At 66.7% G+C, this 24,925-nt stretch carries 25 protein-coding genes and 1 tRNA gene; 21 read left to right on the plus strand and 5 right to left on the minus strand.

Annotated elements, in window-relative coordinates; all coding sequences use genetic code 11:
- Positions 1–94 precede the first annotated feature (94 nt).
- Positions 95–418 (minus strand): ferredoxin FdxA, encoded by a 324-nt coding sequence (gene fdxA / locus ACQKIE_RS01580; protein ID WP_427455123.1) that lies wholly within the window; start codon positions 416–418, stop codon positions 95–97.
- Positions 419–445: 27 nt separating this feature from the next.
- Positions 446–521 (minus strand) — tRNA-Glu (locus ACQKIE_RS01585).
- A gap of 180 nt (positions 522–701) precedes the next feature.
- Here ACQKIE_RS01585 and pcnB point away from each other — a divergent pair.
- The 8 genes from pcnB to ACQKIE_RS01625 all read left to right on the plus strand — a co-directional run bounded on the left by pcnB (position 702) and on the right by ACQKIE_RS01625 (position 8,695).
- Positions 702–2,063 (plus strand): polynucleotide adenylyltransferase PcnB, encoded by a 1,362-nt coding sequence (gene pcnB / locus ACQKIE_RS01590; RefSeq protein WP_427455125.1) that lies wholly within the window; start codon positions 702–704, stop codon positions 2,061–2,063.
- Positions 2,063–2,545, plus strand: a complete 483-nt coding sequence (folK, locus tag ACQKIE_RS01595) for a 2-amino-4-hydroxy-6-hydroxymethyldihydropteridine diphosphokinase (RefSeq protein WP_427456764.1) — start codon at positions 2,063–2,065, stop codon at positions 2,543–2,545. Before pcnB ends, folK begins: the two co-directional genes overlap by 1 nt.
- A gap of 58 nt (positions 2,546–2,603) precedes the next feature.
- Positions 2,604–3,689 (plus strand): GlcNAc-transferase family protein, encoded by a 1,086-nt coding sequence (locus ACQKIE_RS01600; protein WP_427455127.1) that lies wholly within the window; start codon positions 2,604–2,606, stop codon positions 3,687–3,689.
- A 39-nt stretch (positions 3,690–3,728) separates the two neighbouring features.
- Positions 3,729–4,571: a 3-methyl-2-oxobutanoate hydroxymethyltransferase gene (gene panB / locus ACQKIE_RS01605; protein WP_427455129.1), complete on the plus strand. Its 843-nt coding sequence runs from the start codon at positions 3,729–3,731 to the stop codon at positions 4,569–4,571.
- A 10-nt stretch (positions 4,572–4,581) separates the two neighbouring features.
- Positions 4,582–5,427 (plus strand): pantoate--beta-alanine ligase, encoded by an 846-nt coding sequence (panC, locus tag ACQKIE_RS01610; protein ID WP_427455131.1) that lies wholly within the window; start codon positions 4,582–4,584, stop codon positions 5,425–5,427.
- Positions 5,428–5,564: 137 nt separating this feature from the next.
- Positions 5,565–5,945 (plus strand): aspartate 1-decarboxylase, encoded by a 381-nt coding sequence (panD, locus tag ACQKIE_RS01615; RefSeq protein WP_427455133.1) that lies wholly within the window; start codon positions 5,565–5,567, stop codon positions 5,943–5,945.
- 94 nt (positions 5,946–6,039) lie between these two features.
- Positions 6,040–7,674, plus strand: a complete 1,635-nt coding sequence (gene pgi / locus ACQKIE_RS01620) for a glucose-6-phosphate isomerase (protein ID WP_427455135.1) — start codon at positions 6,040–6,042, stop codon at positions 7,672–7,674.
- A 193-nt stretch (positions 7,675–7,867) separates the two neighbouring features.
- Entirely contained in the window at positions 7,868–8,695 is an 828-nt protein-coding gene (locus ACQKIE_RS01625; RefSeq protein ID WP_427455137.1) for a hypothetical protein, read from the plus strand.
- A 51-nt stretch (positions 8,696–8,746) separates the two neighbouring features.
- Here the strand turns inward: ACQKIE_RS01625 and parE are convergent, their stop codons facing one another.
- The gene (gene parE, locus ACQKIE_RS01630; protein WP_427455139.1) at positions 8,747–10,633 is read right to left on the minus strand and encodes a DNA topoisomerase IV subunit B; all 1,887 of its coding nucleotides are present in this window, start codon (positions 10,631–10,633) and stop codon (positions 8,747–8,749) included.
- 168 nt (positions 10,634–10,801) lie between these two features.
- Positions 10,802–12,601 (minus strand): aminopeptidase P family protein, encoded by a 1,800-nt coding sequence (locus ACQKIE_RS01635; RefSeq protein WP_427455141.1) that lies wholly within the window; start codon positions 12,599–12,601, stop codon positions 10,802–10,804.
- A 149-nt stretch (positions 12,602–12,750) separates the two neighbouring features.
- On the opposite strand from ACQKIE_RS01635, the gene ACQKIE_RS01640 reads away from it, so the two are divergent.
- The 9 genes from ACQKIE_RS01640 to truD all read left to right on the plus strand — a co-directional run bounded on the left by ACQKIE_RS01640 (position 12,751) and on the right by truD (position 21,008).
- Positions 12,751–14,430 (plus strand): CTP synthase, encoded by a 1,680-nt coding sequence (locus ACQKIE_RS01640; protein ID WP_427455143.1) that lies wholly within the window; start codon positions 12,751–12,753, stop codon positions 14,428–14,430.
- Positions 14,427–15,257 (plus strand): 3-deoxy-8-phosphooctulonate synthase, encoded by an 831-nt coding sequence (kdsA, locus tag ACQKIE_RS01645; RefSeq protein WP_427455145.1) that lies wholly within the window; start codon positions 14,427–14,429, stop codon positions 15,255–15,257. Before ACQKIE_RS01640 ends, kdsA begins: the two co-directional genes overlap by 4 nt.
- Positions 15,258–15,351: 94 nt before the next feature.
- Positions 15,352–15,735, plus strand: coding sequence for a DUF6142 family protein (locus ACQKIE_RS01650; protein WP_427455147.1), 384 nt, complete (start codon positions 15,352–15,354; stop codon positions 15,733–15,735).
- 10 nt (positions 15,736–15,745) lie between these two features.
- Positions 15,746–17,044, plus strand: a complete 1,299-nt coding sequence (eno, locus tag ACQKIE_RS01655) for a phosphopyruvate hydratase (protein ID WP_427455149.1) — start codon at positions 15,746–15,748, stop codon at positions 17,042–17,044.
- A gap of 23 nt (positions 17,045–17,067) precedes the next feature.
- Positions 17,068–17,397, plus strand: a complete 330-nt coding sequence (gene ftsB, locus ACQKIE_RS01660; protein WP_427456766.1) for a cell division protein FtsB — start codon at positions 17,068–17,070, stop codon at positions 17,395–17,397.
- Positions 17,397–18,086, plus strand: coding sequence for a 2-C-methyl-D-erythritol 4-phosphate cytidylyltransferase (ispD, locus tag ACQKIE_RS01665; RefSeq protein WP_427455151.1), 690 nt, complete (start codon positions 17,397–17,399; stop codon positions 18,084–18,086). Before ftsB ends, ispD begins: the two co-directional genes overlap by 1 nt.
- Positions 18,086–18,559 carry a 2-C-methyl-D-erythritol 2,4-cyclodiphosphate synthase gene (ispF, locus tag ACQKIE_RS01670; protein WP_427455153.1) on the plus strand — a complete coding sequence of 158 codons (474 nt, stop codon included), beginning with the start codon at positions 18,086–18,088 and terminating at the stop codon, positions 18,557–18,559. The genes ispD and ispF overlap by 1 nt, the downstream gene beginning before the upstream one ends.
- Positions 18,556–19,983 carry a magnesium transporter gene (mgtE, locus tag ACQKIE_RS01675; protein WP_427455155.1) on the plus strand — a complete coding sequence of 476 codons (1,428 nt, stop codon included), beginning with the start codon at positions 18,556–18,558 and terminating at the stop codon, positions 19,981–19,983. The genes ispF and mgtE overlap by 4 nt, the downstream gene beginning before the upstream one ends.
- A gap of 8 nt (positions 19,984–19,991) precedes the next feature.
- Complete coding sequence (gene truD, locus ACQKIE_RS01680; protein ID WP_427455157.1) at positions 19,992–21,008, plus strand: tRNA pseudouridine(13) synthase TruD; 1,017 nt, start codon at positions 19,992–19,994, stop codon at positions 21,006–21,008.
- A 33-nt stretch (positions 21,009–21,041) separates the two neighbouring features.
- On the opposite strand, the gene ACQKIE_RS01685 is transcribed toward truD, so the two are convergent.
- Entirely contained in the window at positions 21,042–21,584 is a 543-nt protein-coding gene (locus ACQKIE_RS01685; RefSeq protein ID WP_427455159.1) for a Smr/MutS family protein, read from the minus strand.
- Between the two features lie 174 nt (positions 21,585–21,758).
- Here ACQKIE_RS01685 and surE point away from each other — a divergent pair, with 174 nt between their 5' ends.
- From surE to ACQKIE_RS01705, 4 genes are read left to right on the plus strand one after another with little or no spacing between them, the layout of a single operon-like run.
- Positions 21,759–22,541: a 5'/3'-nucleotidase SurE gene (surE, locus tag ACQKIE_RS01690; RefSeq protein ID WP_427455161.1), complete on the plus strand. Its 783-nt coding sequence runs from the start codon at positions 21,759–21,761 to the stop codon at positions 22,539–22,541.
- A gap of 10 nt (positions 22,542–22,551) precedes the next feature.
- Entirely contained in the window at positions 22,552–23,226 is a 675-nt protein-coding gene (locus tag ACQKIE_RS01695) for a protein-L-isoaspartate(D-aspartate) O-methyltransferase (RefSeq protein ID WP_427455163.1), read from the plus strand.
- 41 nt (positions 23,227–23,267) lie between these two features.
- Positions 23,268–23,876: a YqaA family protein gene (locus ACQKIE_RS01700; protein ID WP_427455165.1), complete on the plus strand. Its 609-nt coding sequence runs from the start codon at positions 23,268–23,270 to the stop codon at positions 23,874–23,876.
- A gap of 23 nt (positions 23,877–23,899) precedes the next feature.
- Positions 23,900–24,916 (plus strand): peptidoglycan DD-metalloendopeptidase family protein, encoded by a 1,017-nt coding sequence (locus ACQKIE_RS01705; protein ID WP_427455167.1) that lies wholly within the window; start codon positions 23,900–23,902, stop codon positions 24,914–24,916.
- Positions 24,917–24,925 lie beyond the last annotated feature (9 nt).

The following is a 24,925-nucleotide window of genomic DNA, read 5'->3' on the forward strand; positions in this document are numbered from 1 at the left end:
CGCCCGGACGTCCAAGAGCGCCGCCTTCGGGCGGCGTTTTTTTTTGCGTCGGGTGAGGATGGTTTTACCGCCGGCCACGCGCGGCGGGGAAACGTCAGCGCTGGAGCAGGTCCAGCTTGCCCGGCTTGCCTTCCCATTCCTTGGCGTCGGGGAGGCCGTCCTTGCGCTCGGTGATCACCGGCCACTCTTTCGAGAGGTCGGCATTGAGCGCGACGAATGCCTCCTGCCCGGCGGGGACGTCGTCCTCGGGGTAGATGGCGTTGATCGGGCACTCCGGCTCGCAGAGGGTGCAGTCGATGCACTCGTCCGGATTGATCACCAGGAAGTTCGGGCCTTCATGGAAGGCATCGACCGGGCAGACCTCGACACAGTCCGTGTACTTGCACTTGATGCAGTTGTCGGTAACGACAAAGGTCATGCGAACGCTTCGATGCCGGAAGGAAAGTGGCGCTCCCTACGAGGTTCGAACTCGTGTTCCCGCCTTGAGAGGGCGGTGTCCTGGACCACTAGACGAAGGGAGCGGGTCGTACCGGAAGTACGAAGCGCGCTAGTATAGCCTAATTGGACAAAGCGGCAATGGTTTTCCCGCCGCTCGTCGAACCGGGCCGAATTCGTTACATTTGGCTCATTCATCCCAACCGGCAGACGGTGGGGGCAGCCACGTGTATGGGCGCTGGGGCGCCCGCCAGGACTTCGACCGCTTGAATCCCGATACCAGGAGTGACGTTCCGCCGGTACTGCGCATTATCCCGCGCGATCAGCACTCCATCTCCCGCAAGAACATCAGCAAGGCCGCATTGCGTGTGCTGTATCGCCTGCACGACGCAGGCTTTGCCGCGTACCTCGTCGGCGGAGCCGTGCGCGACCTGTTGCTGGGCGGGCACCCGAAGGACTTCGACGTCGCGACCGACGCCACGCCGGACGAAGTGAAGGGCCTTTTCCGCAACTGCCGCCTGATCGGCCGCCGCTTCCGTCTGGCCCATGTGGTCTTCGGTCCGGAGATCATCGAGGTGGCCACCTTCCGTGGCACCGGCGAAGAGGGCGGGGAGGGCGACCGCCATATCGTCGACGGCCGGATCGTCCGCGACAACATCTGGGGCACCATCGAGGAAGACGCGATACGCCGCGACTTCCGGGTCAATGCGCTTTACTACGATATCGCCGACTTCAGCGTCCGCGACTACGTGGGTGGCATGCGCGACCTCGAAGACCGCAGCATGCGACTCATCGGCGATCCCGAGCAGCGCTACCGCGAGGACCCGGTGCGCATGCTGCGCGCCGCACGGCTCGCCGCCAAGCTCGACTTCACCATCGACCCGGCAGCCGGCGCACCGTTCGCCACGCTGGGCCATCTGCTGGGCGAAGCCGCACCCGCCCGCCTGTTCGACGAGTCGCTGAAGCTGTTCCTTGCCGGCCACGGCCTCAAGAGCTTCAAGATGCTCGAGGCCTGCGGCCTGCTCAAATTCCTGTTCCCGGCAACGGCTCGCGCTCTCGAGCGCGGCGACCATGCGCTGAGGGCGCTGGTCGAGCAGGGCCTGGCCAACACCGATGCGCGCATCGCGGAAGGCAAATCGGTGACGCCGGCCTTCCTCTATGCCGTCCTCCTCTGGGGTGAGGTGCGCGACCAGGCGCAGGGCTGGATCGCCCAGGGACATGACGACAACGAGGCCTGGCAGCGCGCGGCCGTCCACGTGGTGGGCGAGCAGTGCCAGCGCGTGGCCATACCGCGCCGCTTCACCTTCACCATGGAAGAGATCTGGGCATTGCAGCCGCGTTTCGAGCAGATCCATCGGAAGCGCGTGTTCCGGCTGATGTCGCATCCGCGGTTCCGCGCGGCGTTCGATTTCCTGCTGCTGCGCGCACACGAGTCGCCGCGCATGCGCGAACTGGGCGAATGGTGGGCCCACGCGCAACAGTTGCCCCCCGAGATGCTGGCGGCTGCCTTGGGCGGCGGCGGGGTGCCGCCGCACGAGCCGTCGGCAGCCGCGGGCGCACCGTTGCGCAAGCGTCGCCGCCGACGCAAGCCCGTGGGACGTGGCAAGGGCGATTCGGGCGGCGCGTGATCGCGCGCGCCTTCATCGGGCTGGGTGGCAACCTCGGTAACGTGCGGCAGACCCTGGGGGCCGCCATCGATCGACTCGCCGGCCATCCGGGCGTTGCCCTGGTGGGGCGCTCGCGCTTGTACCGCACCCCGCCCTGGGGTCCGGTCGCGCAGCCGGATTTCCTCAACGCCGTGATCGCCGTCGACACCACGCTCGATCCCCATGCCTTGCTCGATGTGCTCCTCGATACCGAACGCGCCTTCGGGCGCGTGCGCGATGGTGAGCGCTGGGGGCCGCGAACGCTGGACCTGGATTTGCTCGTGCACGGCGATGCGGTGATCCATGACGAGCGGTTGGACCTCCCGCACCCGCGCATCGCGGAACGTGCCTTTGTCTTGCTGCCGCTCGCCGATCTGGACCCCGGCTATGTCATTCGGGGGCGGGGCACGGTGGCGAACTTGCTGGAAACGCTTGGCGCGCAGGGCTGCGAAGTCCTTTCCTAGCGCTCCGACCCGGGGGTAGCATCGACATAGCGCCAGGACGGCGCATCAGGAACAGCTCATGGACGAGTCGGCAAAGACGATCTTCGTGCAGATTCCGGCGTACCGGGATCCCGAACTCATACCCACCCTCGTGGACCTGGTGGACCAGGCCGGGCATCCCGAATGCCTGCATGTGAGCGTGTGCTGGCAGCACGACGAAGGCGAAACGCCTGACGCGTTCGCCGCCGCTGGCTTCACCGTCACAAGCAGCGTCTCCAGTGGCCGCCTGATCCACAGTCTTTCCCGTTGCGGCGCTCGCGTCGAGGTCTTCGACTACGCCATGGGCGAGTCCCGTGGGTGCGGCTGGGCAAGGGCGATGGCCCAGCGTGCATTCAGGGGTGAGGACTACACGCTGCAACTGGATTCGCACCATCGCTTCGTTCGTTATTGGGACGTGCGGCTGATCGCGATGCTCGAGGGCCTTCGCTCGATTCGCCACCCACGCCCCGTGCTCGTCGCGCATCCGCCCGCTTATGAGCCGGGCCGGCCCGTGCCGGCGGAATGCAACGATGGCTACCAGATCGATTTCGCGAGTTACGGCGGACTTGGCGTCGTGCGCACGTGTTCCACGCCCATCAACGCTCCTCCGGGTCGCGCGAGGCCGGTCCGTGCCCGGTTCTTCAGTGGCGGCTTCGCCTTTGCCGACGGACGCTTCGTCCGCGACGTGCCCGCCGATCCCGACCACTATTTCAACACCGAGGAAATCACGCTCACCATCAGGGCTTACACGCACGGTTACGACCTGTTCCATCCGCATCGCCATGTCCTGTGGCATCACTACGGCCGGAAAGGCATGCCAAAGGTCTGGGAAGACCAGTCGAATGCGCTAGCCCGTGGCGAAACCGCCCTCGACGGGGCGCAACTTGGGCGGCGTGCGGTCGCCGCGGCGGAAGCCGCCTTGGGCATGCATGGGCCACCGCATCCAGTGGCCTGGCTCGGCAAACGGCGCACGCTCGAGGAGTATGAACGCTACGCGGGCCTCTGTTTCGCCCTGCGAGCCGCCACGCCGGAGGTGTTTGCACGCATCGCACCGTCGGAAGCGGACATGAGCCTCGACAAGACCGATTGGGAGGCCAGGTTGCGCCCCGCACCGTGGGTTCCTTGAGATACCGCCGCCGTAGGCGGACAATTCCCGTTTCTACCCATGAGGCGACAGAGCGTGTACGTCGAAAATACGAGTGCGCCGGCGCGTAAGCCGGTGACCGTGCCGGGCCTGAAGGCGATGAAAGCCGAAGGTCGGAAGATCGTGATGCTCACCGCCTACGACGCGAGTTTCGCCGCGCAACTGGAAGCCGCCGGGGTCGATGTGGCCTTGGTCGGCGATTCCCTGGGCATGGTGGTGCAAGGCCGCGCGAGCACGCTGCCGGTCACGGTCGACGACATGGTCTACCACACGGCGGCGGTGTCCCGAGGGCTGTCGGCGACCTTGCTGGTGGCCGATCTTCCGTTCATGAGCGATCGTGACGTGCCTTCGGCGATGGAGGCCGCGATGCGGCTCGTTGCCCAAGGCGGAGCGGCCATGGTGAAGATCGAGGGCGCGGGTCGCATCTGCGAGGTGATCGCGGCGCTCGCGGAGCGGGACATTCCCGTGTGTGCCCATCTTGGCCTTACCCCACAGTCGGTGAACCGCTTCGGTGGTTACAAGGTGCAGGGGAAGACCGAGGAGGCCGCCGCGCGCCTGCTCGCCGATGCCAAAGCCGTCGAAGCGGCGGGCGCCGACCTGCTCGTGCTCGAATGCGTCCCGGCAGCCCTGGCGGCTCGCATCACCGCCGAGCTTTCCATCCCCACGATCGGCATTGGCGCCGGCATCGATTGCGACGGACAGGTGCTGGTGGTCTACGACCTCCTCGGCCTGACGCCGGGCAAGCGGCCGCGCTTCTCCAAGGACTTCCTCGCCGGTCGCGATTCCATCCAGGCCGCCATCGCCGCCTATGCCGGAGACGTGCGCGAGAAGCGCTTCCCCGGTACCGAGCACAGCTTTACCTGAGGACACCACCATGCAGACCGTCACCGACGCCGCCGCACTTCGTGCCGCGATCCGGGGTTGGCGCACCGCCGGCCAGACTGTCGGCTTCGTGCCGACCATGGGCAACCTGCACGCCGGGCACCATTCGCTGCTGAAGCTGGCGCGGGCACGGGCCGATCGGGTGGTCGCCAGCGTTTTCGTCAATCCGACCCAATTCGGCCCCGGCGAGGACTTCGAACGTTATCCGCGGACCCTCGCCCAGGACCAGGCCGGCCTGGCCGAGGCCGGCTGCGACATCCTTTTCGCTCCAGACGTGTCCACGATGTATCCGTTCGGCCCTGCCGCCAGCGTGAGCATCCACGTCCCCGTGATCACGGACACGCTGGAAGGGGCGCACCGTCCCGGCCACTTCGATGGCGTCGCCACCGTCGTCGCAAAGCTGTTCAGCCTGGTCCAGCCGGACCTGGCCGTGTTCGGCCAGAAGGATTTCCAGCAGCTCAAGGTGATCGAGCGCATGGTCCGCGACCTGTCGCTGCCGTTGAAGGTCATGGCCGCACCCACCCTGCGCGACGAGGACGGCCTGGCCATGAGTTCACGGAACCAGTACCTGTCCGCGCAGGAACGGGCGAGGGCGCCCATGATCCACGCCACTCTCCAGCAGATGCGCGATCTCTTCCGCCAGGGCCACGCGTGGCAGGCCTTGGAGACGGCGGCCCGGGCGCGCCTGGAGCGGGGCGGTTTCCTCCCTGACTATGTCGCCATCCGCCGGGCGGAAGACCTCGGCGAACCCGGCGCGGACGAGCGGGAGGGCCTGGTCGCCCTGGTGGCGGCTCGCCTGGGCAGCACCCGCCTGATCGACAACCTGCCGTTCGACTGAATCCCTTCACGAACGGGGACTTGCGTTTCCACGCGTCGTCCCCCATAAACCGCACCGACAGAGGAAGCCCACGCGACGGAAGGGCAACCCTCCGTTAGAATGGGCGTTTTGCAATAACCCCATCCCCAGAGACCGCCATGCACCTCAACATGCTCAAGTGCAAGATCCACCGGGCCACGGTGACTCACGCCGAGCTGAACTACGAAGGGTCGATCGCCATCGACGGCAACCTGCTCGACGCCGCCGGCATTCGCGAGTACGAACAGATCCACGCCTGGAACATCAGCAACGGCGAACGCTTCGTGACCTACGCGCTGCGCGCGGAAGAGGGCTCGGGCATCATCTCGGTGAACGGCAGCGCGGCTCGTCGCGTCTCCACCGGCGACCTCGTGATCATCGCGGCCTTCGTGGGCCTCTCCGAGGCGGAACTGGCGAAGTACCAGCCGGACCTCGTCTACGTGGACGCGGACAACCGCATCACGCACACCAACCACTCGATCCCGAAGCAGGCGGCCTGATCCGCCTGCCGCCGCGCGCGGCATCCATACAATCCACTTACGCTGCACTGCGGTAAGATCGTCGCTTCCTCTCCGTTGCAGCCAAGTGGAAGCCATGGAATCAAAGCACGCACCGTTGCCCTCGTTCGAGGAGCACGCCTCCCGCCTTGCCGGGACCCATCTGCGCCAACTCGTGCAGGACGACGCCCGCGGCGAACGCCTGCGCAAGCGCATGGGTCCCATCCTCCTCGACGTATCCCGGCAGAAACTCGACGTCGCGGCGCTGGACGCCGTCGGTGCCTACATCGAGGGCACCGGCTGGAAGGCCGCGCGCGATGCGATGTTCGAGGGCAAGCACATCAACACGTCCGAGGACCGCGCCGTCCTGCATACCGCCCTTCGCGGTGGTGCGTCGCGACATCCGGCGGCGCCGGCCGAGGTTCGCAAGGACGTCGCCGATGCGCTGGACCAGATGGAGACCATCGTCAATGCCGTGCACAAGGGTGAGGGCGAATCGGTCGGCCTGATCGGCAGGGTCACCGACGTCGTCAACATCGGCATCGGCGGTTCGGACCTCGGTCCTCGCCTCGCCGTGCATGCGCTGGAACAGTTCCACGTGAAGGGCATCACCAGCCACTTCCTCACGAACGTCGACGGCCAGGCCGCGACGGACCTGATGAACAACCTGGACCCGGCGCATACGCTGGTCATCCTGGTGTCGAAGAGCTTCAACACGCAGGAAACGCTGCTCAACGGCGGTGTTTTCCGCAACTGGATCCTGAAAGCCAACGGCGGCGACGAGAAGAAGACCGCGAAGCATTTCATCGCCGTGAGCTCCAACGTCGAGGCGGTGCAGAAGTGGGGCGCGTCGCAGGTGCTCCCGATGTGGGATTACGTGGGCGGCCGCTTCTCTCTCTGGTCGGCGGTGGGCGCGTCGATCGCGTTTTCCATCGGCATGAAGGGCTTCCGCGAACTGCTCGCCGGCGCCGCCGAGGCCGACGATCATTTCCGTACCGCGGAGTGGCAGGACAACCTGCCGGTGCTCCTCGCCATCGCCGAACTCTGGAACCGCAACGTGCTCGGCCGCAGCAGCCGGGCGGTGGTGCCGTACGTGGACTCCCTCGCCGACCTGCCGTCGTACTTGCAGCAGTTGGAAATGGAGAGCCTGGGCAAGCACGTGCATCCGGACGATGGCAGCGAAGTGCGGCAGCCGACGGTGCCCGTGGTGTGGGGCAGCATCGGCACGAACGCGCAGCACGCCTACTTCCAGGCGCTGCACCAGGGCACCGACACCGTGCCGCTGGAGTTCATCGGCCTGGTGAAACCGGCGCACCCGCTGCGCGAGAACCACGACGTGCTGCTGTCGAACCTGCTCGCGCAGGCGGCGGCGCTCTCGCTGGGCAAGACCTTCGACGAAGCACTGGCCGAAGCGAAGACCGGTAGCGAGGCCGAGCGTCGTGCGCTCGCCGCGCAGCGCACCTTCAAGGGCGACCGACCGAGCACGGTGTTCATGCTCGACTCGCTCACGCCGCACTCGTTGGGCGCGCTCATCGCACTGTACGAGCACAAGGTGTTCCTGCTCGGCCACCTCTGGGGCATCAACGCGTTCGACCAGTGGGGCGTGGAACTCGGCAAGGTCATCGCCAAGCAGATCTACCCGTCGCTCGCCAACGACAGAAGTGCTGGTGACCTTGACCAATTTGACGGCGCCACGCGCAGTCTCATCACGGCAATTCGCGACCGCCGCTGAGCCGTAGCGGGGATAGAAGAAAGGTCCGGTTTGTGAACTTGCCGGACTTTTTTTTGTTTCTCTTGCCGGATTTTCAGTACCACTCCTACGACAGATGGATGATTGACGGCCGGCGACTGTAGAGGGACGCTGACGGTGGCATACACGATCCAAGGATGGAGGTGGCGCTATGGATGGCCGTCCCACGCGAGTAATGCTCGCCTTGCTGCTCGTCATGATTCTCGTGGCCGGCGGTGCCATTGTCCCGGCGGTTCAAGCATCTCCTTTCGAGAGCGGTGAAACTGTGGCGCGCCATCTTCAGAAACGTTTTGACGAGACGATGAGCGACTGCGGCTCGCCGACGCGGCCCGCGTTTCTCTGCTCGGGGATTCTGATGAGGTCGACGAAGTACTCAGCGGGATACCATTCGTGGATTCCCAACCCTGCCTCGGCCCCTTGGGGCGTTTCGTTCTCTTGGCTTCGGCAGGATTCAAACTTCAATGTCAACTATCCAAGTGGCAACGGCTTCGTCATTTATCCCCACTTTTATGCCGACGACGGCAATTATGAACTGCTGAAAGTGCGCTGCGCGTACGCTAATGACGCTGGCACGGGGGCCCCGGATCGTTGTAATTCCACGGGTATCCCACCGGTTTGCCGGAAGCTCGGCGTCACGACGGCGGAGCAATGGGTGGCCCGGTTCGCCGGTGGCCGCGATCAATGCGCCTTTGAAGTAACTCAGGGGATTCCGTCGACCGCGTTCGCGTGGATGCAGATGGTTAAAGTGCGTCAAATCAAGACCTTCATTACGCACAATGAAATCATCCTCGCGGCATGGCCGCAGACGACTTATGCACGGATGCCGATTGAGGCCTTCTTCTATCGTACTAACGCGAATGGATTGGCCAGCGCACGTCTGGATCAGCAGGATTTCAAGAAAATGGCGGGACGATGGGTGCCAATCATTCGCTGGACGCCTACCATCGGGTCGGCTCGGGCGACATTCACTTATAACGTGGCTGACCAAGCGATCTGGCAATGAAGCACCTCTGAAGCGGCGAGCGTACCCCTCGCCGCTATGGCGGCTCCTACATCAGACCTCCAGCGTAGCCAGGTCGCCCTTGTCCTCGAGCCACTGCTTGCGGTCGCCCGCGCGCTTCTTCGCCAGCAGCATGTCCATGAGCTTCTGCGTGCCGTCGTCGGCCTCTACCGTGAGCTGTACGAGGCGGCGCGTGTCCGGATGGATCGTGGATTCGCGCAGCTGCGCCGGGTTCATCTCGCCCAGGCCCTTGAAGCGGGTGACGCTCACGGCGCCCTTCATCTTTTCGCGCTCGACCTTCTCGAGCATGAGGCGCTTCTCTTCCTCGTCGAGGCAGTAGAACACCTGCTTGCCCACGTCCACGCGGAACAGCGGCGGCATGGCCACGAAGACGTGGCCCTCGCGCACCAGCGCGGGGAAGTGGCGAAGGAAGAGGGCGGAGAGCAGGGTGGCGATATGCAGGCCGTCGGAATCGGCGTCGGCGAGGATCACGACCTTGCCGTAGCGCAGCCCGGAGAGGTCATCCTTGCCCGGGTCGCACCCGATCGCCACCGCGAGGTCGTGCACTTCCTGCGAGGCGAGCACCGCGCCGGACTCCACTTCCCACGTGTTGAGGATCTTGCCGCGCAGTGGAAGGATCGCCTGGAAGTCCTTGTCGCGGGCCTGCTTGGCCGAGCCGCCCGCGGAGTCGCCTTCGACGAGGAACAGTTCGGTACGCGTGAGGTCGGTGGCTGCGCAGTCGGCCAGCTTGCCGGGGAGCGCGGGGCCTTGGGTGATCTTCTTGCGCACGACCTGCTTCGCCGCCTTGAGGCGCGCGCTGGCGCGCTCGATGGCGAGCTGGGCGATCTTCTCGCCGATGTCCACGTGCTGGTTGAGCCACAGGCTGAAAGCATCGTGCACCACGCCCTCGACGACACCGGCGGCGTTGCGCGAAGACAGGCGCTCCTTCGTCTGGCCGGCGAACTGTGCATCCTGCAGCTTCACGCTGAGGACGAAGGCGAGCCGTTCCCACACGTCCTCCGGCGCCAGCTTCACGCCACGGGGAAGCAGGTTGCGCAGGTCGCAGAACTCGCGGATGGCATTGGTGAGGCCGGAACGCAGGCCGTTCACGTGCGTGCCGCCCTGCGCGGTCGGGATCAGGTTGACGTAGCTTTCCTGGACCAGATCGCCTTCCGGCAACCAGGCGAGGGCGACGTCCAGCGCGTCGGTGTCGCGTGCGAAGTGCTTCACGAACAATTCGGCGGGGAGGGCCTCGGCACCCTGTAGTTCGCCGCGCAGGTAGTCGGGCAGGCCGTCCTCGAAGTACCACTCGGTGGTTTCGCCGCCTTCTTCCATGAGGCGCACGGTGAGCCCGGCGCAAAGCACGGCCTTGGCCCGGAGCAGGTGCTTGAGCTTCGAGACGAGGATCTTGGGCGTGTCGAAGTATGTCGGGTCAGGCCAGAAGCGCAGCGTGGTGCCGGTCTTCTTCTTCGGCACGCTGCCGATCACTTCCAGTTCGCTCGCACGGTCGCCGTTGGCGAAGCCCATGCGGTATTCCTGGCCGTCGCGGCGGATGGTGACATCCACGCGCGTGGACAGCGCATTGACCACCGACACGCCCACGCCGTGCAGGCCGCCGGAGAACGCGTAATTCTTGTTCGAGAACTTGCCGCCCGCGTGCAGCCGGGTGAGGATCAGTTCGACGCCCGGCACCTTCTCTTCCGGATGGATATCCACCGGCATCCCGCGGCCGTCATCGGTGACTTCCACCGAGCCGTCGTTGAAGACGGTGACTTCGATGGTCTTCGCGTGTCCCGCCAGGGCCTCGTCGACGGAGTTGTCGATGACTTCCTGCGCCAGGTGGTTCGGCCGCGAGGTATCCGTGTACATGCCGGGGCGGCGCTTGACCGGGTCAAGGCCGCTGAGGACTTCGATGTCTGAGGCGTTGTAGCGAGTATTCATCGGATGTGTTGCTCGTTCGTAGCCGGGCAGGATGGAGTGAGGCGTGAGGAGCGGTCAAGTCTCGCCCGGAACGATGTCACGCGCTGAGACGAGCGGTATGGCGTAGGAGCCGCTACAGCGGCGAGGTCATGCTCTCGCCGCCATGGCGGCTCCTACAGGGCGGAGTCCTCACAACGGAGCGCAGTGCGATTCGAGCCACGCGCGGTCCGCCCCTTCCAGTAATGGCGAGAGGGCGGCGCGCACCGTGGCGTGGTAATCGTCCAGCCAGGCGCGCTCCGAGGGCTCGAGCAGGCGCGGCTCGAGGCCCCGGCGGTCGAACGGACAGAGCGTGAGGGTCTCGAAGGCGAAGAATTCGCCGAACTCCGTGCTGTCGGCCTGGGTCACCACCGCCAGGTTCTCGTGGCGGATGCCGTAGCGGCCCGGCTTGTACAAACCAGGCTCGATCGACGTGATCATTCCCGTCTCGAGCGGCACCAGCGCGCCGCCGGCTACCGGGGGCCGAATGCCATGCGGGCCTTCGTGCACATTGAGGAAATAACCCACGCCGTGGCCGGTGCCATGGCCGAAGTCCATGCCCGCGGCCCAGAGGGGCGCCCGGGCCAGCGCGTCGAGCTGCGGGCCACTGGCTCCCTTGGGGAAGCGGGCACGGGACAGCGCGATCATGCCTTTCAGCACGAGGGTGGAGTCCCGGCGCTGCTCGTCGGTCACCGGCCCGAGGGCCAGTACGCGGGTGATGTCGGTGGTGCCGCCGAGGTATTGGCCGCCGGAGTCCACCAGCAGCAGCCCCTTTGCCGCCAAGGGGCTGAAGCCGGCTTCGGTGGCGCGGTAGTGGGGCAGGGCGCCGTTGGCCTCGTAGCCGGCGATGGTGGAGAAGCTTTCGCCGACGAAGCCGGACTGCGCGGCTCGCGCGTCGCGCACGATCGTGTCCACATCCAGTTCGGTCAACGGCTCGCCGGCGGCCAGTCCCGTTTCTATACGGCGGAACGCCCGGACCAGCGCGGCGCCATCGCGGCGCATGACGTCCCGCACGTGGTCCAGTTCCTCCGGCGTCTTGCGCGCCTTGAGCGCGGTGGAAGGATTCGGTGCCCGGACTTGCCGCACCGGCGCTGGGAGCCCTTCGAGCAGGGCCACGACGACCCGGCCCGCGTCGTACATCAGCACGGCGTCGTCCGGGAGGGCGGCAATGGCCGCGCCCGCGGTGGCGTAGTCGGCCAGGGAGATGCCGTCGGCTGCCAGCGCGGCCTTCACGTCGGCGGGCACCTTGGCGCCGTCGACGAAAAGGGTGGCCGACGCCTCGGCCACCAGCATGTGCGCCAGGAAGACGGGGTTGTAGTCGACATCCGCACCCCGAAGGTTGGTCAGCCACGCGATGTCGTCGAGGCTGGAGAGCACGTGATGCGAGGCGCCGGCGCGGCGCATCGCGTTGCGCACGTGGCGAAGCTTGTCGGCGCGCTCGACGGGGGCGAACGGTGCCTGGTGGGGAAACAGGGGCGAAGCCGGACGCGCCGGGCGGTCGGCCCAGGCCATGGCCGGCACATCGACGTCCGTGCGCAAGGTCGCGCCAGCCTCCTGGAGGCGCCGGGCGAGCCCTTCCGCTCCCGCGACAGAGAGGCTGTCGCCCGCGACAGCCACCACGTCGCCGTCGGCAAGTTGGTCGGCCAGCCACGCGACATGCTCGGGCGTGTGCGCCACGTTCAGCTTCATCAGGGGGAGTCCGGTGCCCGCCAGTTCGGCCTCGGCCTGCGAGAAATACCGCGAATCGGTCCATAGGCCGCCTCCCGTGGCGGTCACCACGAGGGTGCCGGCGGAGCCGGTGAAGCCGGAAAACCATTCCCGGGCCTGCCAGCGCGGCGGCAGGTACTCGGAGAGGTGCGGATCGGCCGAAGGCACGACGACGGCGGCGACGCCTTCACGGGCCATGGCGGCGCGAAGCGCCTGGAGACGGGCGGGGATGGGGGATGTGCTCATGCCTCCATGGTACCGAAAGGCGCCGTAGGAGCCGCTATGGCGGCTCCCATAGAAGCCCCGGACGCTGCCGGGAGCGGATCCATTCAGGTGCCAATAGCTAGCGGGCCTTCGCTTAGGTAAAATACAAATTTCCAGCACTGGCTGCTCGCATGACTCCCCTGATTTTCGTCACCGGCGGTGTGGTGTCTTCCCTCGGGAAAGGCATCGCGGCGGCGTCGCTTGCCTCCATCCTCGAGGCGCGTGGTCTCTCCGTGACCATGATGAAGCTCGATCCGTACATCAATGTGGATCCGGGCACCATGAGTCCCTTCCAGCATGGCGAGGTGTACGTCACGGATGATGGCGCCGAGACCGACCTGGACCTGGGCCACTACGAGCGCTTCGTGCGCACCCGGCTCACCGGCAAGAATTCGATCACCGCCGGCAAGATCTACGAGTCGGTCATCCGCAAGGAGCGCCGCGGCGATTACCTCGGCGCCACCGTCCAGGTGATCCCGCACATCACCGACGAGATCAAGCATTCCATCCACGAGGCCACCCGTGGTTTCGACGTGGCCCTGGTGGAGATCGGCGGTACCGTCGGCGATATCGAGTCGCTGCCCTTCCTCGAGGCCATCCGCCAGCTGCGCATAGAGCACGGTCCCGAGAAGTGCATGTTCGTGCACCTCACCCTGGTCCCGTTCATTAAGGCGGCCGGCGAGATCAAGACCAAGCCGACCCAGCATTCGGTGAAGGAACTGCGCTCCATCGGTATCCAACCCGATGTCCTGCTGTGCCGCTGCGAGGAACCGCTGCCCGACGGCGAGCGCCACAAGATCGCGCTGTTCACCAACGTGCCGAAGAACGCGGTCATCAGCACCATCGACGTCGACGTCATCTACAAGCTTCCGATGTGGCTGCACGAGCAAGGACTCGACGACCTGGTGATCCGTCGCCTCGGCCTCGATGCCGGTCCGGCCGACCTGTCGAGCTGGGTGCGCACGGTCGAGGCCGTGGAGCATCCGCGCGACGAGGTCACCGTGGCCATCGTCGGCAAGTACGTGGAACACAAGGACGCCTACAAGTCGCTGGGCGAGGCGCTGCGCCATGGCGGCATCAAACAGTCCACGCGCGTGAACCTCGTCTGGGTGGATTCCGAAGACGTGGAGGCCCGCGGCCCGCGCGCGGTGCTCGGTGACGCCGATGCCATCCTGGTGCCCGGCGGCTTCGGCAAGCGCGGCTTCGAGGGCAAGATCCTCGCGGCCCAGTTCGCCCGCGAGACCGGCGTTCCGTACTTCGGCATCTGTTACGGCATGCATGCCGCGGTGGTCGAGTTCGCGCGCAATATCGCCGGCCTTCCGCAGGCCGACTCGAGCGAAAACGATCGCAACACGCCGGACCCGGTGATCGCGCTGATCACCGAATGGACCACCGCCACCGGCGAGACCGAGGTGCGCACCGAGCGCTCCGATCTCGGTGGCACCATGCGCCTTGGCGCGCAGGAATGCCGCCTGAAGGCGGGCACGCTGGCGCGCGAGCTCTACGGTGAAGACGTGGTGCGCGAGCGCCATCGTCATCGTTACGAGTTCAACAACCGATACCGCCAGTCGTTCGAGGATCTCGGGCTCGTCATCTCCGGAAAGTCGATGGACGACCTGCTGGTCGAAATCGTCGAACTCCCGCAGCAGGTGCACCCGTGGTTCCTCGGATGCCAGGCGCATCCGGAATTCACCTCCACGCCGCGCGAAGGCCATCCGCTGTTCATCGGTTTCGTCCGTGCCGCGCGCGAGTACAAGGCCGTTCGCGAAGGCGAGCGCCTCGCCGTTCGTTCCGAGGAGTCCGCTGCATGAAGCTTTGTGGTTTCGAGGCCGGTCTCGACCAGCCGTTGTTCCTGATCGCCGGCCCCTGCGTCATCGAATCGATGCAGTTGCAGCTGGACGTCGCGGGCAAGCTCAAGGAGATCACCTCCCGGCTCGGCATCAACTTCATCTTCAAGTCCAGCTTCGACAAGGCCAATCGCTCCTCCGGCGCCAGCTTCCGTGGCCCCGGCTTGGAAGAAGGCTTGAAGGTGCTCGATGCGGTGAAGAAGCAGATCGGCGTGCCGGTCATCACCGACGTGCACGAATACACGCCGATGAACGAGGTCGCGGCCGTCGTGGACGTGTTGCAGACCCCGGCGTTCCTCGCCCGCCAGACGGACTTCATCCAGAACGTGGCGCGCGCCGGCAAACCGGTGAATATCAAGAAAGGCCAGTTCCTCGCCCCCTGGGACATGAAGAACGTGGTGCAGAAGGCCTTCGACGTCGGTAACCACGACATCATGGTTTGCGAGCGCGGCGCCAGCTTCGGCTACAACAACCTCGTCTCCGACATGCGTTCGCTCGCGGTGATGCGCGAGACGGGCTGCCCCGTCGTGTTCGACGCCACCCATTCCGTGCAGTTGCCGGGCGGCCAGGGCACTAGCTCGGGCGGCCAGCGCGAGTTCGTGCCGGTGCTGGCGCGCGCGGCCGTGGCCGTGGGCGTCGCGGGCCTCTTCGCGGAGACCCACCCCGAGCCGGCCAAGGCGTTGAGCGATGGTCCGAACGCCTGGCCCCTCGACCAGATGGAAGAACTGCTCGAAACCCTGATGGAGTTGGACCAGGCGGTAAAGCGCCGCGGGTTCGCGAAGCACGCCTGATCGTTCCTCGGGAACGGTATGATTGACGGGATCCGGCGCCACGCGCGCCGGTGTGCCAAAGGTGGGTCGCCATGGCCCCGGGGAGACTGGCTGGATGACTGACGACAACGGGACCCACGACGCCGGCGCGCCTCGCCAGCATGCGGCACGCATGCCGCAATCGGGTCACGGCATCGCCTCGTTCGTCATCGCCATGGTTTCCGGCCTCGTCATCCTGGCCTCCATCACGTTTTCCGCGCTTATCGTCGCCTCCGGCGACGCGGAGCAGCACCTGCCCGTGTTCGGGCTCATCGGCATCGTCATGTGCGTCTTCCTCGCGCTGTCGCTCGCCGGCCTCGTGCTCGGCTTCATCGCCCTGCGCCGCCAGGATCGCCGCCGCACGTTCGGCGCGGTCGGGCTCGGCCTGAACGCACTCATCCTCGTCGGTACCGTGGGCCTCGTGCTCGTCGGCACCTTCTTCAGTCATTCCAACTCGTAACGGGAAGCGCATGACCACGTCCATCACCACCATCCACGCCCGCGAAATCCTCGACTCCCGCGGTAACCCGACCCTCGAAGCCGAGGTCACCCTCGCCGACGGTTCGTTCGGCCGCGCCGCGGTCCCGAGCGGCGCGTCCACCGGCACGCGCGAGGCCGTGGAATTGCGCGACGGCGACAAGGGCCGCTACGGCGGCAAGGGCGTGAAGACCGCGGTGGCGAACGTCAACACCACCATCGCGAAGGCGCTGGCCGGTTTCGACGCGGTCGACCAGAAAGGCCTGGACGCCAAGCTCATCGCGCTCGACGGCTCCGACAACAAGGGCAAGCTTGGCGCCAACGCGCTGCTGGGCGTGTCGATGGCGGCCGCCCACGCCGCGGCGGCGTCCCGCAAGCAGGCGTTGTGGCAGTACCTGATGGTCGAGGGCGGCGGGTCGCTGCCGGTGCCGATGATGAACATCATCAACGGCGGCGCGCATGCCGACAACAACGTCGACGTGCAGGAGTTCATGGTGCTGCCCGTGGGCGCGCCGACCTTCGCCGAGGCCCTGCGCCACGGCGCGGAGATCTTCCACGCGCTGAAGTCCGTGCTGAAGGGTCGTGGCATGAACACGGCGGTCGGCGACGAAGGCGGCTTCGCGCCGAACCTCAAGTCGAACGTCGAGGCGCTCGACACGATCCTCGAAGCCGTGGAGAAGGCCGGCTACAAGATCGGCAGCGATATCCTGCTCGGCCTTGACGTGGCGAGCTCCGAGTTCTTCAAGGACGGCAAGTACGACCTCGAAGGCGAGGGCAAGGTCTTCACGCCGGAACAGTGGGTCGACACGCTGGCATCGTGGGCGAAGCAGTACCCGATCGTCACGATCGAAGACGGCATGGCCGAAGGCGACTGGACCGGCTGGGCCCACCTCACCAAGGCCGTCGGCGAGCGCATCCAGCTGGTCGGCGACGACCTCTTCGTGACGAACCCCAAGATCTTCCAGGAAGGCATCGACAAGCAGATCGCCAACGCCATCCTGATCAAGGTCAACCAGATCGGCACGCTGACCGAGACGCTGGAAGCCATCGCGATGGCCGATCGCGCGAAGTACGCGGCCATCGTCTCGCATCGTTCGGGCGAAACCGAAGACACGACGATCTCCGACATCGCCGTGGCCACGACGGCGACGCAGATCAAGACGGGTTCGCTCTGCCGCACCGACCGCGTGGCCAAGTACAACCAGCTGCTGCGCATCGAGGAAGCCCTCGGCGCGAACGCCAGCTACGCCGGCCGTTCCGCGTTCCCGAACCTGTCGAAGCTGCCTGGCTGAGTGCTGTCTTGAGCAACGCGGCAATCCTGCGCTGGATCGGCCTGATCCTCGTCATCGTCCTCATCGCCCTGCAGCTGAAACTGTGGGTCGGCGGTGGGGGCATGGCCGAGGTCGATTCGCTGCGCGAGTCGGTCAGGAAGCAGACCGAGGAGAACGCGGGGTTGCAGAAGCGTAACCAGGCCCTCGCTGCCGACGTCGAAGACCTCAAGCACGGCGAACAGGCCACCGAGGCACGGGCCCGGCAGGAGCTGGGCCTGGTCAAGCCGGGCGAGACGTTCTACCAGGTCGTCGAGCCGGGAGCGGCCACCAGCGCGCCGCCACCCCCGCCGCCCGTCGCGCCCGGCGGCCAGTGATGGACGCGCTCTGGTGTGTCCTGCCGGCCGCCGGAAAAGGCGTCCGCGCCGGCGGCGACCGGCCGAAGCAATACCAGCCGATCGGCGGCCGGCCCCTGATCGAGCACACGCTCGAACGCCTGGCCGCGCATCCGCGCATCGCGGGGTTCGTCGTCGCGGTCGCGGCGGGCGATCGCCACTTCAGTGCGGTCGAAGCCATCGCGGGGAAGCCGCTGTTGCTCGCCACCGGCGGCGGCGAGCGTAGCGATTCCGTACTGGCCGGCCTGATGGCCTTGCCCCCGTCCGTCGCCGACGACGACTTCGTGCTTGTCCACGACGCCGCGCGTCCCTGCGTGCGCGCGGACGACATCAGCCGCCTGATCGAACAGGCGGGACGCGTGGAAGGTGGCCTTCTCGGGGCACCGCTGCGCGATACCCTGAAACGCGCGGATGCCCGCTGTCACAGCATCGACACCGAACCGCGCGAGGGTCGCTGGCGGGCCTTCACGCCACAGATGTTCCGGCGCGGCGCGCTGGTCCGTGCACTCCGCCTTGCCGGAGAAGCGGGTATCGTGCCGAGCGACGAGGCGATGGCGATGGAACGGATGGGCGTATCGCCCCTGCTCGTCGAAGGTTCGGAAGACAACATCAAGGTGACCACGCCGGCGGATTTCGCGCTGGCGGAGTTCCTGCTAGGGAGAATACGGTGATGCGCATCGGCCAGGGATTCGACGTCCACGCGTTCGGCGAAGGCGACCATGTGATGCTGGGTGGCGTGCGCGTGCCGCATACGCACGGCGTGCTGGCGCATTCCGACGGGGACGTGCTGCTGCACGCGCTGTGCGACGCGATGCTCGGGGCACTGGCGCTGGGGGATATCGGCAAGCACTTCCCGCCGTCCGACGAGCAGTGGCGCGGCGCGGACAGCCGCAGCTTCGTTCGCGCGGTGGCAGCGATGCTGAAGGAGCGCGGCTACGTACTCGGTAACGCCGACATGACGGTCGTCTGCGAATCGCCGAAGGTCGGTCCGCACGCGACCGCCATGCGCGAGACCATCGCCGCGGACCTGGGCGTGGATGTGGATCGCATCAGCATCAAGGCGACGACGACCGAAACGCTCGGCTTCACCGGCCGCCGCGAAGGTATCGCGGCGCTCGCCACCGTCCTGGTGCTGCGCGCATGAGCGAGATCGAGCCGCGCGCCTCCACGCCCCGCCTGCACGACAGGCTGGAGGCGATCACCGATCTGCTGCGTCGCCGGGAAGACCTGCTCGCCTTCGCGGGTGCGGCGCCGGACGGCGACGAGGTCGCGCTGGAAGCCACCGATGCGGAACTGCAGGCGAGGCTGGACGAACTCCACCCGGCCGACCTGGCCGACGTGCTCGAATCGCTGCCGCTGGAAGACCGTCTCGCCGTCTGGCAGCGCGTGCGTTCGGACCGCGACGGCGACATCCTGCTCGAGGTCTCCGACTCGGTACGCGAATCGCTGATCGCGGACATGGACGACCGCGAGATCCTCGCGGCCGTCGAGCCCCTGGACGCCGACGAGCTCGCCGACCTCGTCGACGACCTGCCGACCGAGGTGCTGCCGGAGCTGATGGCCAGCCTCGACGCGCAGGAACGCGAACGCGTCCAGGCGGCGATGTCGTACGAGGACGACCAGGTCGGTGCATTGATGGACTTCGACATGGTGACCATCCGCGAAGACATCAGTCTCGAGGTGGTGCTGCGCTACCTGCGACGCTTCGACGAACTCCCGGCGCAGACCGACAAGCTGTTCGTCGTCAATGCCGACAATGTCCTCACAGGCGTACTGCCGCTGCACTGGCTGCTCGTGAACCCGCCCGAGAAAATGGTCCACGACATCATGGCGCCGGACGTCAACACGTTTCGTCCGGAAGACGATGCCTATGACGTCGCCCAGGCGTTCGAACGCTACGACCTCGTCACCGCGCCCGTCGTGGACGCACACCAGCGCCTGATCGGCCGTATCGCCGTCGACGCCATGCTGGATTTCATCCGCGAGGAGAGCGAGACCGAAGCGCTGTCGCGCGGCGGCCTGCGCGAGGAAGAAGACATCTTCGCTTCCGTGTGGAAGTCGGTGCAGAACCGTTGGGCGTGGCTGGCGATCAACCTCGTCACCGCCTTCATCGCGTCGCGAGTCATCGGCCTGTTCGAGCATTCCATCGAGAAGCTCGTGGCGCTCGCGACGCTCATGCCCATCGTCGCCGGCATCGGCGGCAACTCCGGCAACCAGACCATCACGATGATCGTGCGCGCGATGGCCTTGGAGCAGATCGGCGTTTCGCAGGCGAGGCGCCTGTGGCGCAAGGAACTGGCGGTCTCGCTGGTCAACGGCCTGGTCTGGGGCGGAGCCATCGGCATCGTCGCATGGCTCCTTTACGGCAGCATTCCCCTGGGCCTGGTGATGACGGCCGCCATGACGCTCAATCTCCTCCTCGCGGCCTTCATGGGCGTGGCCATTCCCATGCTGATGACGAAGCTCGGCCGCGATCCAGCGCTGGGCTCCAGCGTGCTCATCACGGCGATGACCGATAGCGGGGGCTTTTTCATCTTCCTCGGCCTCGCCACCGTGTTCCTTCTGTAAGGCCTTCCATGAGCGAGACCGAACTTCCCTTCGCCTTTGGCGCACCGCCGCTGCGTGCCCGCATCCGTGCATTGCCGGAGGACTTCTTCGTCGAGGAGGTGCTCGGTTACGAGCCCGACGGCAACGGCGAGCATGCGTTCCTCCTCGTCGAGAAACGCGGGACGAACACGGATTGGCTGGCGCGCGAGCTGGCGAAGTTCGCTGGCACGGCACCCATGAACGTCGGCTACGCCGGCATGAAGGATCGTCACGCGGTGACACGCCAGGCGTTCACCGTGCAGTTGCCGGGGAAGGCCGATCCCGATTGGACGGCGTTCCCGCATGCGGACGTGACGATCCAGTCCCTGGGCCGGCATTCGCGCAAGCTCAAACGCGGCGCGCTGCGCGGCAACCGGTTCGTGCTCGCGTTACGCGAGGTCGAAGGCGATCGTGCCGCGGCGGAAGCGCGGCTGGCGGCGATCGCGGCGCGGGGCGTGCCGAACTACTTCGGTGAGCAGCGCTTCGGCCTCGGTGGCGGCAACGTCGCGCAGGCGCGAGCGATGTTCGGCGGACGACGGGTGGATCGCGACAAGCGGTCGATCCTGCTGTCCGCGGCGCGCTCGCACATCTTCAATGGGGTGCTGGCGGAGCGTGTATCGGCAAACGCCTGGGATGCGCCGATGGAGGGCGAAATCTGGGCGCTGGAAGGCTCGCGCTCGTGGTTCGGGCCGGAACCGTTCAACGACACGCTGGCGGAGCGGCTCGGCCGTTTCGACATCCATCCGTCCGGACCCTTGTGGGGTCGTGGCGAGACGCCCGCCGCCGATGCCGCGGGGGCGCTCGAGCGTGAGGTCGCCCTTCGCGACGAGGATCTCGCGAAGGGGCTCGCCGATGCGCGCATGGATCAGGAGCGCCGCGCACTGCGGCTGCAGCCGCGCGACTTCGCGTGGCGTTGGCGCGACGACGGGGCGCTCGAAGTGTCCTTCGGCCTTCCGGCGGGTGCCTACGCCACGACGGTGATCCGCGAACTGGCGGCGACCCAGTAACCATCGCCGACCCTGTCGGCGATTCATGTCGCCTCAGGCTTTCAGGAGGACAACGACCGCACCGGTACCGCCCTGCATCGGGCGCGCGGAAGCGAACGCCACCACATCGTCGCGCCGCCGCAGCAGGCGGTTGGTCAGCCCCTTCAACACCGGGCCACCGGCTTTCGAACGCAAGCCCTTCCCATGAATGATCCGCACACAGCGGAGGCCGTCGTGCCGGCACTCGGCAAGAAACTCGGCGATGGTGAGTTGCGCGGCCGCGGCGTTCATCTGGTGCAAGTCCACTTCGGCCTGGATGCTGAACTGACCGCGCTTGAGCTGCTTGAGGAGGCGGGGAGGGTAGCCGTCGCGCAGATACGACAATTCCTCGCCCACTTCCAGGTCGGCAGGGTCGTACTCGAACAGCAGGGACTCCGCGGGCACGGCGGCCTCGTCGGCGTCGCGCATGTGCGGATGCGGGGCGGGCCGCGGTCGCTCGGGCACGGCCTCGGCTTCGGGAAGAGGGCGAACCTCGCCGATGGCCTCACGAAACAGGCGGCTGTCGTCGTCGTGCACTTCCGGGGGACGTCGCTTCATGGGGCCATCCTAGGGACACTCCGATCATCCTCGCAAACACCACGCCTTCACGGCGGGCCGCATGGCGTTGTGGGAAGCCGTTCGTGAATCCCGCAGCCCGGTCCGGTAGACTTGGACGGTCGGGCGGCTCCCTCGAGATGGGGTCGCCCCGCCCGTTTTTCGATCTGGATCAGCATGCAAGTTCTGGTTAGCAACGACGACGGCGTGGAGGCCCCTGGCATCCAGGTGCTGGCCGAGCGTCTGGTCGAGTTCGGCACGGTGACGGTCGTCGCTCCCGATCGCGACCGTTCCGGTGCGAGCAACTCGCTCACCCTCGACGCGCCCATCCGCGTGCAGCGTCTCGCCAGCGGCGCGTATCGCGTCGCGGGCACGCCGACGGACTGCGTGCACCTGGCGCTTTCCGGCCTGCTCGAGCACGAGACGGACATCGTCGTCTCCGGCATCAACAATTCCGCCAACCTCGGTGACGATGTCATCTATTCCGGCACCGTGTCCGCCGCGATGGAGGGGCGCTTCCTGGGGCTGCCCGCGATCGCCGTGTCGCTGGTGACTCGCGAAGGTTCGGGCCGCCATTTCGACACGGCGGCCAGCGCGGTGCTGATGCTGATGCGCCGCCTCATCGTCGACCCGCTGCCGGCCGACACGATCCTCAACGTGAACGTGCCCGACCTGCCCTGGGAGCAGGTGCGCGGTTTCGAAGTCACGCGTCTTGGCAAGCGCCATCGTTCGGCACCGGCGATCCGTACGGCCGATCCGCGTGGACGTCCCATGTGGTGGATCGGGCCGCCGGGTGATGTCGAAGACGACGGCCCCGGTACGGATTTCGACGCGGTCCGCCGCGGCTACGTCTCGGTCACGCCGATCCATACCGATCTCACGCGCGTGCAGGCGCTCGAGAAAGTGAGCAGCTGGATGCTCTCGCTGTCGACGGCGATGGACGACGAGGAGGCGGCCTGACGTGGTGAACATGCATGCCCTTCCGCCATCGGCCCTGCGCGGCGAAGGAATGACGTCGCAGCGCGCGCGGGACCGCCTTGTCGCCAAGCTCGCGGAAGAGGGCATCCGCGACGAGCGCGTGTTGGAGGTGATTCGCCAGCTGCCACGTCACCATTTCATCGACCAGGCGCTGCACTCGCGCGCTTACGAAAACACGGCACTGCCGATCGGCCACGGCCAGACGATTTCGCAGCCCTGGATCGTCGCGCGCATGACCGAGGCGCTGATCGAACAGGGCATCCCCGAGCGCGTACTCGAAATCGGCACGGGCTCGGGCTACCAGGCCGCGGTGCTGGCCGGCATCGTCCCGACCGTCTATACCGTGGAGCGCATCGAGGAGCTGCTGCGCCAGGCACGCCGACGGTTCCGCCAGCTTGGCATCACGAACCTGCGCTCCCGCCACGACGACGGCAAGCTCGGCTGGGAATCCGACGCACCCTTCGACGCCATCATCCTCACGGCCGCGGGAGATCGTGTCCCGGTCGCCCTGTTCGAACAGCTGAAGCCGGGCGGCGTGCTGGTCGCGCCGGTGGGCAGCCCCAGCCAACAAGTGCTGGTACGCATGCGCAAGGACGACAGCGGCGAGATACATCGCGAAGACCTCGGCGCCGTCAGTTTCGTTCCGCTCCTCGGCGGCATCGGTTGATGTCGGTCGACCCCCGGGCCAACCACAAGGAAACCCGCTGAATGCGGATGTTCGCTTCGCTGTACGAGCGCGCCATCGTCTGGGCACGCCATCGCCACGCGGTCCGTTACCTCGCGGGACTCTCTTTCGTCGAAGCCTTCATCTTTCCGGTGATGCCGGAAGTGATGCTGGCACCGATGATGCTGGCCCAGCCACAGAAAGCGTTCCGTTTCGCGAACTGGAGCCTGCTGTTCTCGCTGCTTGGATCGCTCGTCGGTTATGGCCTCGGACACTACGCCTTTGAGGCGCTGAAGCCGATGCTCGAATCCATGCACCTCCTCGCCCCCATCCAGAAGGGCGTGGAGAACTTGCAGGCCGACATGCAGAGGCACTCGCTGGGCCTGTACATCGTGCTGGCGATGGCCGCGCTGCAGCCCGTGGTCCCGATGAAGTTCGTGACGTGGGCGTCGGGTATCGTGGGCGTACCGGTGCTGCCGTTCCTGGTCTGCATGCTGATCGGCCGCGGCAAGCGGGTCTGGCTGCTGGCGCTCCTGATCCGCATCTTCGGCGAGCGTGCGGAGCAGATGCTGCGCAAACACATCGAGTGGATAGGATGGGCTGTTATCGTAGCGGTCATCCTGCTTGCCGCCTGGTGGTTCCTGTTGCGATGAGTGACCGTGAAGGGAGATCCGCGATGCTCGTGACCCGTCCGCTCGCACTGATGGCCGTCCTGGCCGCGAGCCTCGTGCTCGCCGGCTGCGACCTCGCCCCACGCAGTTCGGTGGTCGTCACGCGCAGCGCCGGCAGCTACCAGCCCGGGCGCGTGGCTGCGCCGTCGCCTCCGCCCGGTGGCAGCTACCGGGTCGTCAAGGGCGACACCCTGTACAGCATCGCGTTCCGCAACAAGGTCGATTTCCGCGACCTCGCTGGCTGGAACGGCATCGCCTCGCCTTACACGATCTGGCCGGGACAAGACCTGCGGCTGTCGCCGCCGGGTCGCGAGACCCGGCCCGCCGCTGTGCCGGCGCATCCTGCGCCCTCGGTTGCCGCGGCACCGACGCCGACTCCCGCCACGCATCCCACGCAAACGGGTGTCCCGTTGCCGAACCCCGCGACCCAACCGGGCTTCGCTCCCGTGCCCGAGGCCGAGGCGGCGCCTCCTGCCGTGCCCGCGCCGGCCACCACGACGAATACCCCGGTGGTCGTCGCCGGCAAACCGGCGGAATCGCTCGTTCCGCCCGCGCCGGCGCCGAGCGCTCCCGCCAATCAGCCACCGGCGCCCGTTGAAAATCCGCCGGCCTCCACGCCCATCGTCACGAAAGGCGCCACGCGCAGCGTGGGCGGCATCGCGTGGCGCTGGCCGGCCGATGGCGCGCTGTTGAAGAAGTTTTCGTCCGCCGATGCGATCCCTGGTATCGAAGTCGGCGGCAAGGCCGGTGATCCGGTCCGCGCCGCCGCCGACGGCGTCGTGGTCTACAGCGGCAATGGCCTGGTCGGCTACGGCGAACTCGTGATCATCAAGCACAGCGACAGCTTCCTGTCGGCGTATGGCCACAACCGGAAGCGACTGGTGAAGGAAGGCGAGAAGGTCAAGGCGGGGCAGAGCGTAGCCGAGATGGGTTCCACCGGTGCGGCACGGGACGAACTGCAGTTCCAGATCCGTCGTGACGGCAATCCGGTCGATCCGTTGCAGTACCTGCCGCCGCGGTAAGGGGGGTTC

The sequence above is a fragment of the Luteibacter sp. NPDC031894 genome (assembly GCF_050273135.1).
Taxonomy (GTDB): Bacteria; Pseudomonadota; Gammaproteobacteria; order Xanthomonadales; family Rhodanobacteraceae; genus Luteibacter.

Bases quoted from the DNA above. Each gene is read 5' to 3' on its own strand.
- fdxA (WP_427455123.1), bottom strand. From the start codon at position 418: ATGACCTTTGTCGTTACCGACAACTGCATCAAGTGCAAGTACACGGAC.
- ACQKIE_RS01600 (WP_427455127.1), top strand. From the start codon at position 2,604: ATGGACGAGTCGGCAAAGACGATCTTCGTGCAGATTCCGGCGTACCGG.
- panB (WP_427455129.1), top strand. From the start codon at position 3,729: ATGAGGCGACAGAGCGTGTACGTCGAAAATACGAGTGCGCCGGCGCGT.
- panC (WP_427455131.1), top strand. From the start codon at position 4,582: ATGCAGACCGTCACCGACGCCGCCGCACTTCGTGCCGCGATCCGGGGT.
- panD (WP_427455133.1), top strand. From the start codon at position 5,565: ATGCACCTCAACATGCTCAAGTGCAAGATCCACCGGGCCACGGTGACT.
- pgi (WP_427455135.1), top strand. From the start codon at position 6,040: ATGGAATCAAAGCACGCACCGTTGCCCTCGTTCGAGGAGCACGCCTCC.
- ACQKIE_RS01625 (WP_427455137.1), top strand. From the start codon at position 7,868: ATGCTCGCCTTGCTGCTCGTCATGATTCTCGTGGCCGGCGGTGCCATT.
- parE (WP_427455139.1), bottom strand. From the start codon at position 10,633: ATGAATACTCGCTACAACGCCTCAGACATCGAAGTCCTCAGCGGCCTT.
- ACQKIE_RS01635 (WP_427455141.1), bottom strand. From the start codon at position 12,601: ATGAGCACATCCCCCATCCCCGCCCGTCTCCAGGCGCTTCGCGCCGCC.
- ACQKIE_RS01640 (WP_427455143.1), top strand. From the start codon at position 12,751: ATGACTCCCCTGATTTTCGTCACCGGCGGTGTGGTGTCTTCCCTCGGG.
- kdsA (WP_427455145.1), top strand. From the start codon at position 14,427: ATGAAGCTTTGTGGTTTCGAGGCCGGTCTCGACCAGCCGTTGTTCCTG.
- ACQKIE_RS01650 (WP_427455147.1), top strand. From the start codon at position 15,352: ATGACTGACGACAACGGGACCCACGACGCCGGCGCGCCTCGCCAGCAT.
- eno (WP_427455149.1), top strand. From the start codon at position 15,746: ATGACCACGTCCATCACCACCATCCACGCCCGCGAAATCCTCGACTCC.
- ispD (WP_427455151.1), top strand. From the start codon at position 17,397: ATGGACGCGCTCTGGTGTGTCCTGCCGGCCGCCGGAAAAGGCGTCCGC.
- ispF (WP_427455153.1), top strand. From the start codon at position 18,086: ATGCGCATCGGCCAGGGATTCGACGTCCACGCGTTCGGCGAAGGCGAC.
- mgtE (WP_427455155.1), top strand. From the start codon at position 18,556: ATGAGCGAGATCGAGCCGCGCGCCTCCACGCCCCGCCTGCACGACAGG.
- truD (WP_427455157.1), top strand. From the start codon at position 19,992: ATGAGCGAGACCGAACTTCCCTTCGCCTTTGGCGCACCGCCGCTGCGT.
- ACQKIE_RS01685 (WP_427455159.1), bottom strand. From the start codon at position 21,584: ATGAAGCGACGTCCCCCGGAAGTGCACGACGACGACAGCCGCCTGTTT.
- surE (WP_427455161.1), top strand. From the start codon at position 21,759: ATGCAAGTTCTGGTTAGCAACGACGACGGCGTGGAGGCCCCTGGCATC.
- ACQKIE_RS01695 (WP_427455163.1), top strand. From the start codon at position 22,552: ATGCATGCCCTTCCGCCATCGGCCCTGCGCGGCGAAGGAATGACGTCG.
- ACQKIE_RS01700 (WP_427455165.1), top strand. From the start codon at position 23,268: ATGCGGATGTTCGCTTCGCTGTACGAGCGCGCCATCGTCTGGGCACGC.
- ACQKIE_RS01705 (WP_427455167.1), top strand. From the start codon at position 23,900: ATGCTCGTGACCCGTCCGCTCGCACTGATGGCCGTCCTGGCCGCGAGC.